This is a genomic window from Streptomyces sp. NPDC047000, from assembly GCF_040644295.1.
In the GTDB taxonomy this organism is placed as follows: Bacteria; Actinomycetota; Actinomycetes; order Streptomycetales; family Streptomycetaceae; genus Streptomyces.
The window spans coordinates 160,290-173,102 of sequence record NZ_JBEYWE010000010.1 but is presented as its reverse complement, the minus strand read 5'-3'; the positions used below and the strand labels follow the sequence as shown (position 1 = coordinate 173,102).

Genomic DNA, 12,813 nt, shown 5'->3' with positions numbered 1-12,813 from the left:
CTCACTGCTTCTCGTCATGCTGTAGGTACTCCTGCCTGATCCGGTCGGCTGTTCGGCAGGTTCAACGAGCCGTCGGCGGATCGGGCGACGGCCCGGAGCCGTACAGGCGCCGTACAAACGCCGGACGAACCCGTACAACTCCCGGACCGCGGGCCACAGTGCCTACCGGACTTCGAGCCCCGGCTGCCGACTGCCCGCGGGTGTCGGGGCCGGACGGCCGCGCAGGACCAGGAGGCCGGAGGCGATGATGTCGCCGAGCGCGAGGGTGACGGTCAGCGATCCGCCCGCGGCGGACATACCCGCGTCCGGCGCGATCGAGGGGTAGATCAGTGCCGCCGCGCACAGCAGCGCCGTGACATCGGCCGCCAGCGTGACCGTGCGCGCCCGGATGCGTATCCCGCCGGGGTACTCCTTGGCCTCGGGGACCGAGGAGTACTCGACGGTGAAGGCGCGGATCACGCCGGCGGCGGCTGTCACGAGGAAGGCGAGGGAGACGAAGAGGACCCGGTGCGTCCCGAACACCTCCGAAGCACCGTCGCTCAGCGCGAACAGCCCGATCGCCAGCGCGATCCCGGGGACCATCAGCCGACGTGTGAGCGTGAGCCCGATCCCCTCACGCCAGGCGCGGGACACCAGGACCCGCATGACGACGACCAGAGCGATCGTGCCTGCACCACCGAACATCAGAGTCATCTCCTTGATTGATGTGCGCCGGAACACGGGGGTTATTCCGGCCCGTTGCCGCTGTCAGGACCGAGAGATCAGGCGGTGCGGCTGTGTCTGCGGTGAGCCAGGCGGTGGGCGAGAGCCAGCGCGGGACGGTCGACGAGCAGCAGTGCGAGGGGCCAGAACCCCAGCCCGGGTGCGACCAGGACGAGGACGAAGGCCACCGCCAGGCACGCGGTGTTGCCGATCAGTTGCTCGACCACGTCCCCGCCGGGCGCCGTGTGCCGCGAGCCGGTGCGGCGGAGCGAGAGGGCCATGATCGCGAGGGTGACGCTGGAGGCGAGCAGGACGCCGACGTAGAGCGCGAGGACGAAGGGTGCGCCGCCGTAGGAGCCGATCATCTCCACCGGGAACGGCAGGACCACGATGCACGCCAGCCACAGCACGTTGATCTGGGCGACGCGGCTGCTCACCGTCTCCGTGCGGGCGAACATCTCGTGGTGGACCGTCCAGATGCGCCAGATGACGAGAAAACTGAGGAGAAAACTGCTGATCGACACCATGTGGTGGGTGACCACCTCGGAGGCGCTGTCACCGTCGCGCAGGGCGTCGGGAACGATGTCGATGAGCGGGATGGCCAGCAGGGTGATCGCGATCGCCACCACGGCGTCGCTGAAGGCCGTCAGACGGTGCGCGGGCAGCGGCGGGCGGGAGGTGTCCGCGGTGAAGTCGCCGCTGTGGCGGGTGGGATGGGGGTCGGTGTGCACGGTGATGGTGTCCCTGGCAGGAGAGGGCGGGGCGGCGGAAGCGGCCGCGCGGAGGGCGTCGGAGGCGCGGCGGATCAGTCCGGGACGATGACCGCCCTCGTGGGGCCGGAGTGTGCCCAGGCCTCGCCGGCGCGGCTGATGGGGTAGGCGGTGCAAGGAGCCTGGAGTGTGCCCTCGGTGATCGCGGTCATCACGCGGGGGATCTCGGTGAGGAGGCGTTGCACCGGGACCGAACCGGCGCCGCTGCCGGTGATGTTCATGCGGCGGCTGCGCAACAGGGCGGCGGGCACGGCCGCCTCGCCGCCGCCGAGGGTGCCGATCTGGACGTAGGCGATGTCCGCGCTGTCCTCGCCCAGCCCGTGGCGGCCCAGCGCGGCGAAGGCCGCTTCGGCGGTCCGCCCCCACACGTAGTCCAGGACGAGCGAAGGACAGTCCCCGTCGAGGGCGGCGGTCAGCGCGTCGCACGTGACGTCGCGGTCGGCCCGGGGGATCTCGACCGTTTCCGTGTCACGGGCCCGCAGTGCCTCCAGCGCGTCCCCCCGGCCTCCGGCGGCGAGCACCCGGGCGGCGCCGAGGGCAAGTGCCGCCTGTACGGCCATGCTTCCGGCCAGGCCGGTGGCCCCCAGGACCAGGACCGTGCCGAGCTTGCCGAGTTCGTCGTGCCGCGCGGTCAGCGGCAGCCAGCCCGACAGGCCGGGATTCACACCGGCGGCGACGGCGAACGGATCGGCCCCGGCGGGCAGTTCGATCCCGAACGGGGTCACGATCCGCTCGGCCATCGTGCCCCACGGCGCGGTGGGCAACGCGGTGTAGACCAGGCGCCCGTCGGAGGTCCGGGCCACGGCGTCGACGCCGGGCACCAGCGGATACCGCTGCCCGCTGCCGTAGTGCAGGCCGGCGGCGAGAGAGCGCACGAGCTGGTGGACCCCGGCGCCGACCAGGGTCATGGGGTCGTGTCCGGGTATCGGTTCCGGTTCGGGGAAGTCCGCTCCCGCCGGGGTGTTCTCCGGTGCGGTGACGACGACGGCGCGCACGGCGCCTCCTTTTTAACTAAGTTAAAAACGGTCGCCACGACCTTTACTTAACTAAGGTAAGTTGTCAAGCATGGTGAGAGGGATCAGTCGTGAGGGCATCGTGGCCGCGGCCCTGGAGGTGCTCGACGCGGAGGGCATCGACGCCGTGACGGTGCGCTCGGTGGCGGCCCGGCTCGGGGTCAAGGCGCCCGCGCTCTACTACCACGTACGCGGCAAACAGGAACTGCTCGACGAGATGGGCACCGAGATCCAGCGCCGCGTGGTGGCCAAGCTCAGGGGGCACGCCAGCACCGGGAACTGGCTCGACGACCTCGTCGCCTACGCGGGTGCCCTGCGCGCCGAATACCTCGAACACCGCGACGGCGCCCGGACCTTCAGCGGCACGCTCATCACCGACCCCGACGTTCTCAAGGCCCAGGAACCCTGGCTCCGGCGCTGGGTCGCCGCCGGTGTCCCGCCCGCCACCGTCTTCGACGCCACCGAGATGGTCACCGCGTTCGTCGTCGGCTTCGTCATCGAGGAACAGGAGCGGCGGCAGTCCTCCACCGCCGACCCCTCGCGCTACTCACCCCACGAACGCGACCGACGTCTCGGCCCCGAGACCCCCCTCGTCGCCGCGTCCGGCCACGCCCGCCGCGACGACCAGGCCCGCTTCGAACGCCAACTCGGCACCGTCATCGCCGGAATCGGTCTGCAGGCCGGTTCCTGAGCCTGGCAGGGACCCCTCTGTTCAGGATCTCGGGAGCCTCCGGGTCGAGACCGGCAGGCTCCCGGGACGCACATGCCGTCAGACGGTGGCCTCACGCGCGTACGACGTGAAGAGGGTCCACTGATCCCGGGGGAAGGACAACACGGCCGCCTGCGCCTTGGAATCCCGGACGTGGACGGTACGGGGGGTGGTGGCCACCTCTACGCAGTCGCCGCCGCTGGTACCGCTGTGGCTGCTCTTGAACCAAACGAGTCCATCGCGCTGTTCGATACTCCTCATAGCTCCCCTGCAATGCGCTCGATGAGACAGGTCGATTCCTCGGGGTTGAGGGCCTGCGTTCGCAGCATGCCATGACGCATCGAGAACTCACTCACCTCGTGCCGGTCGGACCTGACCGTCACGACGTCCTGAGCTTCCACATAGACGTACTGTTTGTGATCGCTGGACTCCAGAAGCACCATCGCGCCATTGAGGCCGCTGTGAGCGCCTCGCTCCATCGGCATGATCTGCAACTCCACGTTGCGCAAAGCCGCACACGTGAGCAAGTGCTGCAATTGCCCGTGCATCACGGCGGGGCTGCGCACGACACGCCTGATGGCGGACTCCTCGATGACGAACACGAAGACGACGGGCGGCTTCTGGTCGGTCAGGAGGGCCTGGCGGGTCAGTCGGGCAGCGACGCGCTGCTCGATCGTCTCGTCGTCCAAGGGCGGGTAGTGCGCTTCGAGCAGTGCTTGCACGTACTCCGCGGTCTGAAGCAGACCAGGAATCAGGGTCGGGTCATAGGAGAAGCGGCTGACCGCCTCCGCCTCAAGCGCCGCGAAGTCCTGGAAGAACAGCGGGAACTTGGCCCGGTCCACGTCCTCCTGTAGCACCGCCAGCGCCCCACCCGCCTTGAGCACCCGCTCCACCGCCTGCGTGAACGTCGCCTTGGCCGGCCTTCGTCCCTGCTCGACCGAGGCGACCGTCTCCACCGAGTACCCGATGGCCTCGGCGAGGGCCTGCTGGGTGAGTCCCGCCTTCTCCCGGAAGAGGCGGACGAGTTTGCCGTAGGCCGTCCATACTGCGGGGAGTTCCTTTTCCGTCTTGCGGCGGAAAGCCGTTCCGTAGTCCCGTTCGCTGGTCCTGGCCATGACGTCCACGCCCCTGCCCGGTTCGGGTGCCTGTTCGGCGGGTTCAACGAGCGGACGGCTGTTCAGGTGTCGGCCCGGAACCCGTACAAACGCCGTACGCACCCGTACAGCCGCCGTACCGCACGAGACGTACGGCCGGACGACCTGGAAGGGAGCCGTGCGTGACGGGATGGTCGCGGAATGGAATCACGCGAAGTCGTCGCCGCTCCACCGGCCCCGTGCGTCACGCAGTTCAGCATCCTCCTCAGCGCCACCGCCCGAGGCGCCCGCCTCGCCCGCCACCTCGCGGCCCAGCAACTGGCCTCCTGGGGAATCCCGTACACCACGGACCTGGCCTGCGCCGCCGCCCTCGTCACGGCGGAACTGGCCGCCAACGCCGTCACCCACGGGCGCCTGCCCGGCCGGGACTTCCGCCTGACCCTGCTGAAGCTCCCGGACCGCATCCGCGTCGAGGTCACCGACGCCCGCCCCGAGCGCGTACCGCCGACGGCGCCCGTCGCCGCACCGCCCGCCCCGGAGTCCGACTCGGGGCGCGGCCTGCTGTTGGTCGAGGCGTACGCCGACCGCTGGGGCTGCGAGGTGCGGGACGACCGCACGAAGACGGTCTGGGCGGAAATTGCCGCAGTACCAGGGGTGTTGCTCACTGCATGACTCAACGTCCAGCGCCTCGCCCGCTGTCCGACGAAGCGCTCTCCGGCCTGCTCGACCGACAGCAGTTCGGCACGCTCGCCACCGTCGGCGGAACGGCCCGACAGCCATGGGGCTGAGCCCGCCGTACCCCCGGTGGGCCACGTCGAACTCGACTACGTCGGCTCACAGGGGAACGCTGCCCAGCTCATCGCTGCCCTCCACCGGGGCGAGAAACGGCTCGTCCTCTGTGACTCACGCCGCCAGGTCGCCGCTGCCGGAGCCGCGTCTACCGGTGGGCGGGGGAGGTTCGGGACACCCGGAGTTCTGTGAGGTACCGCTTGGTCACCCTGCCTCCGTACCGGGTGTCGATCAGCCGGCCGATGCACTCCAGGAGGCTCTCCCCGGCCCTCGGCGGCAGCGCCCGGTGGCCGGAGTAGGTGCGCAGCAGATCCAGGTACTCGGCCGTGGTGTAGGTCAGGTCCCGTTCGTGACGCAGGTAGACGACAGGGCCGAACCGGCCGCTGCGTGCGACCTCGTCGGTGTGAGCGGACGTGCCGACGTCCTCTGCGGCGGGAATCCTCAGCCCGGGTGGGGTGGCCGGGTCGAAACGCTCGTAGTAGCCCTGGACCTCGGTGAAGAACTCCTCGGTGCCGCCCGCCACGTGCTGGGTGGCGATCACGGCGAGGGCGCCACCCGGCCGCAGGGCGTCGGCGGCCCTCGTCATGCGCACCGCGGGATCGATCCAGTGGAACGCCGTGGCCGACACGACGGCGTCGAACGGTTCCTCCGGGAGGGGCCAGGTCTCGAAGTCCGCCGTCACGATCTCCACCGTGTCGAATCGGGCCAGGTTGCGCCGGGCGACGGCGGTCATACCGGGACCCGGCTCGACGGCGGTGACCCGGCAGCCGCGCTCGGCGAGCGGCACGGTCGCCTTGCCGGTACCCGCGCCCACCTCGAGGACCCGGCAGTCGGGGCCTGTCCCGGCCAACTCGCCCAGGTCGTCGAACAGTTCCGGTGGATAGCCGGGTCGGGCACGGTCGTACAGCTCCGCGTCCTCGTCGAAGGTCCGGCTCAGCCGGACGCGGAGCGTCGGGTCAGGCGTGTCGTCGCGCATGGCAGCACAGTAGGACAGGCCCCGGAGACGACGCCCGGCACGCGCGCGGGCAGGTCACCGTCCCGTCGCTGACTCCGACGTCCTCCGGATCCGCTCCCCGGACATGTGCCTAACCCGCAAAGGCCTTGCGCAGGGCAGGGAGCAGGGTTTCCTCCGACCACTGAAGGAAGGCCGGCTGGGACTCGCCGTCGATCTGGACGAGGGTGAGTTCGGTGAAACCGGCCTCGGCGTAGGGGCGTACGGCCTCGACGAAGTCGTCGGGGTCGTCGCCGCACGGGACGGACCGGGCCACGTCGTCCGGTGTCACGAAGGCGGTCGCCGACTCGAAGGAGTCCGGGTGGGGGAGTTCGGAGTTGACCTTCCAGCCGAGGCCGAACCAGCGGAACTGCTCATGGGCGCGGTGTACGGCGGTGGTGCGGTCGGGGTCGTGGCAGACGGGGAGTCGGCCCACCCGTGGCTTGCCGGTGCCGCCGTGGCGGTCGAAGGCGTCCAGCAGGGGTTTCTTCGGCTCGGTCGCGATGACCAAGTCCGCCAGGCGTCCGGCCAGAGCGCAGGACTGCGGGCCGGAGACGGCGATGCCGAGGGGCGGGGCGGGTCGGGGAGGTCCCAGAGGCGGGCCGAGTCCACGTCGAAGTGCGGGCCGTGGTGGGTGGCATGGCCGCCCTCGAAGAGGGCCCGGATGATGCCCACGGCCTCCTCCAGCATGGCGTGCCGTACGTCCACCGCGGGCCATCCGCGGCCCACCACATGCTCGTTGAGGTTCTCACCGGCGCCGAGGCCGAGCCGGAACCTGCCCTCCGAGAGCAGTTGCATCGTGGCCGCCTTCTGGGCCACGACCGCCGGGTGGTAGCGGACCGTGGGGCAGGTGACGTACGTCATCAGGGGGATGCGTGAGGTGGCCTGCGCCGCGGCGCCCAGCACGCTCCACGCGTACGGCGCGTGCCCCTGCGAGCGGAGCCAGGGGAAGCAGTGGTCCGAGACGACGGAGAAGTCGAAGCCCGCGCCTTCGGCCCGGACCAGGTGATCCACCAGGTCACGGGGGCCGGTCTGCTCGGTCATCATCGTGTATCCGATGCGCACCATGGGCGCACGGGTCCCCTTCCGGGGGGATCGGAAGCCCGGATCGGGAGGTTCGTGATCGCTGTGGCCGCGGCCGGGATTCCGCCGGGCCCTCGAAAGTCTCGGGGTGGCCGGCCTCGGCGCCCTGGCACAGACGGACAAGTGGCATCAAGGGGGTGTGCATGAAATGATGAGGATTGGTGTGGTTCTTGTGTATTCAGGGTGATCCTGAGGGGCCATGGAACGCGCGATCGTGGTGATCGGAGTCCAGCAGGCCGGCGGACTTCCGCTGCTGCCGGCGGTCGAGGGTGCGGTCGAAGCACTTCGGGGCTGGGCGGCCGGACAGGGAATTCCCCCCGACCATGTCGCCGAGATCACCGATGCGGATCACCGGCCGGTGACCGCGGACATGGTGTTCGACGCCGTCAGCGCATTCACCCAGTTGCCCACGCTGGAGCAACTTGTCATCTACTTCTGCGGGCACGGAATCGTCAACAACCGTAACGAGTTCTGGCTCCTGTCCGCGGCACCGGTCAATCCGAACGCGGCGGTCAACGTCGCCAAGAGCGCCGACCTGGCCTCCACCGGCCGGATTCCCCATAACGGGAGGCGCTGCGGGCAGCCGTCGGAGTGACGTTCTTCGATCTGGATCTGCTGGTTCCGGGCCGCGTGGCCGACACCACCCCGGGACATCCCCTCCTGGGCCGCGGCTGGGCGCTGCTCGACGCCGCGGGCCCCGCCGCCGATGCGCCGCAACCGCTGTCCTCGCACTGGACGCTGTTCCCGGACACCGCAGCCGATCGGCTGCGTGCCGGTTGGGAAAGGAGCTGAACCGATGCGCAAGCTGGTGCTCGTCCACGGCCGGTCCCAGCAGCACAAGGACGCGGCACTCCTGAAGAAGGAATGGCTCGATGCCCTGCACACCGGACTGCGCGCCGCGGGCATCACGGCCGAGATCGCCGACGCCGACGTCGCGTTCCCCTACTACGGCGACACGCTGGACCAGTTGGCCGAGAACCCCTGGCGGTCGGCCGCGGACGTCGTCGTCGCGGGGCTGGACGGCGTCGACGAGGCCGAGAGGGAGTTCGTCGCCGCTGTCGTGGCCGGTGCCGTGGCGAAGTCCGGGGTGAGCGAAGCACAGATCCGCGAGGAGGCCGGCACGGACGCGATGGAGAAGGGCCCCCTCAACTGGCCGTGGGTGCTGGCCGCCCTCCGCGTGCTGGACCGGCTGCCCGGTATCGGCGGGGTGAGCATCGCGCTGGCCACCCACGACGTGTACATGTATCTGCGCAACGCCGGTATCCAACGCGTCATCGACCGGGCGGTACGCGGCGCCGTCCACCCGGGTGAGGAGACCGTCGTCGTCTCCCACTCCCTGGGCACCGTCGTCGCCTACAACGTGCTGGCGCGTGAGGCGGCCGCGGCGCACTGGCAGGTGCTGTCGTTCGTCACCCTGGGATCGCCCCTGGGGGTCGGCGCCGTCGTCGACCGCCTGGCGCCGATCGCTCATCCGAGCGGCGTAGGCCCTTGGTTCAACGCCTTCGACGTCCGCGACACCGTCGCGCTGAATCCTCTCGACACCCTGCACTTCCCCGTGACACCACCGATCGAGAACTTCGGTGGCGTGCGCAACCCGACGCTCAACCGCCATGGGATCTCGGGTTACCTCAGCGATCCGACCGTGGCGCGCCGCATCCTCAACGCTCTGCTTCTGTGACCCCGGTCGGACCGAGCGGCCTCCACGCCCGTACGCCCCGCGCTGTGCCTCCACCACAGGTCGCGGGGGACGCGACTTCGAGGACTTCCCGCCGAACTCACGACGACTCGCGTACCACCAGTTCGGTGGGGAGCACCACGTGCTGACGCGGCTCCTCGGGGTCGCCGATCTCCGTGAGGAGGATGCGGGCGATCGTGCTGCCGATCTCCTCGACGGGCTGACGCACGCTGGTGAGGGGCGGGTTGCTGTGCCGGGCGATGATGGAGTCGTCGAAGCCGACCACCGCCACGTCGCCGGGCACGCTGCGCCGCTGTCTGCGCAGCTCCGCCAGCGCCCCCGCTGCCATGACGTCCGAGGCGACGAACACGGCGTCCAGCCCGGGAACCCGTTCAAGGAGTGAACGCATGGCGGCCTCGCCGCCCTCCTCGGTGAAGTCGGCCGGGGCCACGAGCCGGTCGGTGACCTCGTGGCCTGCCTTCTCGAGGGCCTCCCGCCAGCCCTGGAGCCGACTGCGTGCCACGTCCATGTCGAGGGGGCCGCTGATCGTGGTGACGGTCCGCCGTCCTCGCGCGAGCAGGTGACGAACGGCCGTCGCGGCTCCGCCCGTGTTGTCGGAGTGCACATGGCTGAGCGACTCGGTGGGGGAGCGGCGGCCGGCGAGCACCGTGGGCAGCCCCATGTCCTCCAGCAGCCCCGGCAGCGGGTCGTGCTCGTGCACCGAGACCAGGAGCACTCCGTCGACGCGCCGCTCCGCCACCGACTCGGTGAGCTGGTCCCGCTCGGTCTGGTCGCGTACGAGCACCAGTTGGAGTTGCGTCCGGGTCTCCGCGAGGGCGGTGCTGACGCCTCGGATGACCGCCGAGAAGTAGGGCTCGGCGCCCAGCCTGCTCTCCGACTCGGGGATCACCAGGGCCACGGAGTTCGTCCTGCTCGTCACCAGCCCCCGGGCGACCGAGTTCGGCACGTAGTTCAGCTCGGCGATGGCGGCGAGCACGGCGGTCCTGGCCTGCTCGCTGACGAGCTCCGAGCCGTTGATGACTCGTGAAACCGTGGTGCGTCCGACGCCGGCGCGCGCCGCCACGGTCTTGATGGTCGGGCGTTGCCTGCCCCCCATGACGCCTCCCTCGCTCGCGGGCCGCCCGACGGCTTTCACCTGCGCATTGTGCCAGACCCCCGGAAGGCGTCCGCAGGCCCCGGGCGGAGCGGCACGACGGCTTCCGGCAACGAACCGCGTTCAGCTTCTTGACAGGTGCCTTTCATGACGACCAGGCTTCGGGCTCTCTGGTGGGTACGTTCCCATCGCCGTTTGGGAACGTACCCACCGGACAAATCGGGTCTGCTGAGCAGATCGTGGGATTCGAACTCCGGTGCGTCAGCGCCGCCGCTGGGAGGACGAAATGGATAAGTCCCGAAGGAAGTCACGTACGAGAGTGGTGGCCGTCGTGTCGGCTGTCTCGGCCCTCGGACTTGTCGTGGGCTGCGGGGGCAGCGGCGGAGGGACGGGCGGGGGGAAGAAGGGCGACAAGGTCACGATCACCATGGGCCTGTTCGGCGTCATGGGCTTCAAGGAGACCGGTCTGCTCGACACGTACATGAAGGAGCACCCGAACATCGTCATCAAGGCGGACGTGGCGGGTGACGAGCAGACCTACTACACCGCTCTGCAGACCCACCTGGCCGCCGGCAGCGGGCTGAAGGACATCCAGGGCATAGAGATCGGCCGGGCCAAGGAACTGGCCGACACCCAGAAGGACAAGTTCGTCGACATGGCCGGTGTGCCGGGGACGGACCACTTCCTCCCGTGGAAGCAGAGCCAGGTCACCACCTCGGACAAGAAGGTCATCGGCCTCGGCACCGACATCGGCCCGATGGCGGTCTGCTACCGCAAGGACCTCTTCGAGCAGGCCGGCCTGCCCACCGACCGCGACGAGGTCGCCAAGCTGTGGGAGGGCGACTGGTCGAAGTACGTCGACGTGGGCAAGCGGTTCAAGCAGAACTCGAAGGACGGCAAGGTCGCCTTCATGGACAGCTCCAGCGGGCTGTTCAACGCCATGATCTACGGCAGCTCCCAGCAGTTCTACGACAGGAAGGGCGGGCTGATCTACGCCACCAACCCCGTCGTGAAGGACGCGTGGAAGCTGGCCTCCGAGGCGGCCACGTCCGGTCTGACCGCCAAGCTCCGCCAGTTCCAGCCCGGTTGGGACCCCGGCCTGGCCAACAGCACCTTCGCCAGCACCGTCTGCCCGGCGTGGATGCTCGCGCACATCAGCGAGAAGGCGGGTCCGGGGAACAAGGGCAAGTGGGACGTGGCCAAGGCGCCCAAGGGCGCCAACTGGGGCGGGTCGTTCCTCGGGGTGATGGAGAAGAGCCCCGTCAAGAAGGAGGCGCAGGACCTCGTCGCCTGGCTCACGGCCCCCGAGCAGCAGGCCTACCTCTTCAAGAAGATCGGCAACTTCCCCTCGTCGCAGACCGCGCTGGGGATGCCCGAAGTGGTCGATGCCACGTCGGACTACTTCAGCGGCGCGCCCATCGGGAAGATCTTCGGTGCCGCGGCCAAGGAGATCCCCGACGAGCAGGTGCTCGGCCGCAAGGACGGCACCATCAAGGACATCTTCTCGCAGGGGCTGACCCTGATCGAGGCGCAGCACAAGAGCCCGAACGATGCGTGGAACACCACCGACGAGCGCATCAAGAAGGCCGTCGACTGACCCCTGGTCCTCCTCGGGTCGGGCCGGCCCCCGGTCCTCCCCGCCCGTCTCCGCAGCCGCCCGGCGCCCCCTCCCGCACGGCCCGCACGGCCCGCACGGCCCGCACGGCCCGCACGGCCCGCACGGCCCGCACGGCCCGCACGGCCCGCACGGCTCGTACGGGCCGTGTGGGAGGGGCCTCCGCCCGCCTCCCTCATCCTCCAGGAAGGACGCCTTCCGGTGGCCATCTCCACCTCGGCACCCTCAGACGGTGCGCCCGGCACCGACCCCCCGGCCGGGACCCGGACCGGCACCGGCGGGGACCGTCAGCGGCGCAGCACGCTGCTGCACCGCCTCGACCTCCGGGGCGCCCCGTACGCCTTCATCGCCCCGTTCTTCGCCGTCTTCGCCGCCTTCAGCCTCTACCCGCTCCTCTACACCCTGTGGATCTCCCTGCACCACGTCGAACTGTCGACCCTGAACCTCATGGAGTGGGTCGGCTTCGACAACTACACGGCCCTGTGGAACGACGACCGCTTCTGGAACGCGCTGTTCAACACCTTCACCATCGGCGTCCTGTCGACCGTGCCGCAGTTGCTGATGGCGCTCGGGCTGGCCCATCTGCTCAACTACCGGCTGCGCGGTTCGACGTTCTTCCGCGTCGCCGCCCTGACGCCCTACGCCACGTCGGTGGGCGCCGCGGCCCTCGTGTTCACGATGCTCTACGAACGCGACTTCGGCATGATCAACTGGATGCTGAGCCTGTTCGGCGTCGACGGCATCGACTGGGAGAACAACAAGTGGGCCGCGCAGACGGCCATTTCCACGATCGTCATCTGGCGCTGGACCGGCTACAACGCCCTCCTCTACCTCGCCGCGATGCAGGCGATCCCGCGTGACCGGTACGAAGCCGCGGCCATCGACGGCGCCTCGCGGTGGCAGCAGTTCCTGACGGTCACCGTCCCCGGCATCCGTTCCACCATCATGTTCACCATCGTCCTGTCCACGATCGGTGCCACCCAGCTCTTCGGTGAGCCCCTGATCTTCGGCCAGGGTCCGAACGGCATCACCGGGGGAGCGGACAACCAGTACCAGACGCTGGGACTGCTGCTGTACGAGGAGGGCTGGAAGAACTACCAGATGGGCCGGGCCGCCACCGTCGCCTGGGCGATGTTCCTGCTGCTCGTCGTCGTGTTCGCCGTCCAACGAGTCGTCCGGCGCGTCGTGGCGCGCAGGGCCGCCTGACCGGGAGATCTCCGTGACCACAGACAGCATCCCGGTCCGAGCGGCGGACGTA

The 12,813-nt window shown here is 69.7% G+C and carries 14 protein-coding genes and 2 pseudogenes; 8 read left to right on the top strand and 8 right to left on the bottom strand.

The features are described from left to right. Positions 1-162: 162 nt before the first annotated feature. The 3 genes from ABZ862_RS18415 to ABZ862_RS18405 form a co-directional block, all read right to left on the bottom strand. Positions 163-684 carry a hypothetical protein gene (locus ABZ862_RS18415; protein ID WP_360959214.1) on the bottom strand — a complete coding sequence of 174 codons (522 nt, stop codon included), beginning with the start codon at positions 682-684 and terminating at the stop codon, positions 163-165. A gap of 77 nt (positions 685-761) precedes the next feature. Further along, positions 762-1,433, bottom strand: a complete 672-nt coding sequence (locus ABZ862_RS18410) for a TMEM175 family protein (RefSeq protein WP_360959211.1) — start codon at positions 1,431-1,433, stop codon at positions 762-764. Between the two features lie 74 nt (positions 1,434-1,507). Beyond that, a complete protein-coding gene (locus ABZ862_RS18405; RefSeq protein WP_360959208.1) occupies positions 1,508-2,467 on the bottom strand; it encodes a zinc-binding alcohol dehydrogenase family protein in 960 nt (319 codons plus the stop codon). A 70-nt stretch (positions 2,468-2,537) separates the two neighbouring features. On the opposite strand from ABZ862_RS18405, the gene ABZ862_RS18400 reads away from it, so the two are divergent. Beyond that, a complete protein-coding gene (locus ABZ862_RS18400; RefSeq protein WP_360959205.1) occupies positions 2,538-3,176 on the top strand; it encodes a TetR/AcrR family transcriptional regulator C-terminal domain-containing protein in 639 nt (212 codons plus the stop codon). A gap of 78 nt (positions 3,177-3,254) precedes the next feature. Here the strand turns inward: ABZ862_RS18400 and ABZ862_RS18395 are convergent, their stop codons facing one another. Beyond that, positions 3,255-3,455, bottom strand: a complete 201-nt coding sequence (locus ABZ862_RS18395; RefSeq protein ID WP_360959202.1) for a DUF397 domain-containing protein — start codon at positions 3,453-3,455, stop codon at positions 3,255-3,257. Further along, a complete protein-coding gene (locus ABZ862_RS18390) occupies positions 3,452-4,309 on the bottom strand; it encodes a helix-turn-helix transcriptional regulator (protein WP_360959199.1) in 858 nt (285 codons plus the stop codon). Before ABZ862_RS18390 ends, ABZ862_RS18395 begins: the two co-directional genes overlap by 4 nt. Positions 4,310-4,489: 180 nt before the next feature. Here ABZ862_RS18390 and ABZ862_RS18385 point away from each other — a divergent pair, with 180 nt between their 5' ends. Continuing rightward, positions 4,490-4,960, top strand: a complete 471-nt coding sequence (locus ABZ862_RS18385) for an ATP-binding protein (RefSeq protein ID WP_360959196.1) — start codon at positions 4,490-4,492, stop codon at positions 4,958-4,960. Beyond that, a pseudogene (locus ABZ862_RS18380) lies at positions 4,957-5,046 on the top strand (PPOX class F420-dependent oxidoreductase); the annotation flags it as partial. The gene ABZ862_RS18385 and the pseudogene ABZ862_RS18380, both read left to right, overlap by 4 nt. A gap of 179 nt (positions 5,047-5,225) precedes the next feature. On the opposite strand, the gene ABZ862_RS18375 reads toward ABZ862_RS18380, so the two are convergent. Beyond that, complete coding sequence (locus ABZ862_RS18375; RefSeq protein ID WP_360959193.1) at positions 5,226-6,053, bottom strand: class I SAM-dependent methyltransferase; 828 nt, start codon at positions 6,051-6,053, stop codon at positions 5,226-5,228. A gap of 109 nt (positions 6,054-6,162) precedes the next feature. Then, positions 6,163-7,136, bottom strand: a pseudogene (locus ABZ862_RS18370) (LLM class F420-dependent oxidoreductase). A 214-nt stretch (positions 7,137-7,350) separates the two neighbouring features. Between ABZ862_RS18370 and ABZ862_RS18365 the strand changes: the two are divergent. From ABZ862_RS18365 to ABZ862_RS18355, 3 genes are read left to right on the top strand one after another with little or no spacing between them, the layout of a single operon-like run. Then, a complete protein-coding gene (locus ABZ862_RS18365; RefSeq protein WP_360959191.1) occupies positions 7,351-7,746 on the top strand; it encodes a hypothetical protein in 396 nt (131 codons plus the stop codon). After that, on the top strand, positions 7,743-7,943 hold the full coding sequence (locus tag ABZ862_RS18360; RefSeq protein WP_360959188.1) for a hypothetical protein: 201 nt from the start codon (positions 7,743-7,745) through the stop codon (positions 7,941-7,943). Before ABZ862_RS18365 ends, ABZ862_RS18360 begins: the two co-directional genes overlap by 4 nt. A 4-nt stretch (positions 7,944-7,947) precedes the next feature. Further along, positions 7,948-8,829, top strand: coding sequence for a hypothetical protein (locus ABZ862_RS18355; protein ID WP_360959185.1), 882 nt, complete (start codon positions 7,948-7,950; stop codon positions 8,827-8,829). Positions 8,830-8,926: 97 nt separating this feature from the next. Here the strand turns inward: ABZ862_RS18355 and ABZ862_RS18350 are convergent, their stop codons facing one another. Continuing rightward, positions 8,927-9,943 carry a LacI family DNA-binding transcriptional regulator gene (locus tag ABZ862_RS18350; protein ID WP_360959182.1) on the bottom strand — a complete coding sequence of 339 codons (1,017 nt, stop codon included), beginning with the start codon at positions 9,941-9,943 and terminating at the stop codon, positions 8,927-8,929. A 283-nt stretch (positions 9,944-10,226) separates the two neighbouring features. Here ABZ862_RS18350 and ABZ862_RS18345 point away from each other — a divergent pair, with 283 nt between their 5' ends. Beyond that, positions 10,227-11,537 carry an extracellular solute-binding protein gene (locus tag ABZ862_RS18345; protein WP_360959179.1) on the top strand — a complete coding sequence of 437 codons (1,311 nt, stop codon included), beginning with the start codon at positions 10,227-10,229 and terminating at the stop codon, positions 11,535-11,537. 219 nt (positions 11,538-11,756) lie between these two features. Further along, the gene (locus ABZ862_RS18340; RefSeq protein ID WP_360959176.1) at positions 11,757-12,761 is read left to right on the top strand and encodes a sugar ABC transporter permease; all 1,005 of its coding nucleotides are present in this window, start codon (positions 11,757-11,759) and stop codon (positions 12,759-12,761) included. Positions 12,762-12,813: the final 52 nt, after the last annotated feature.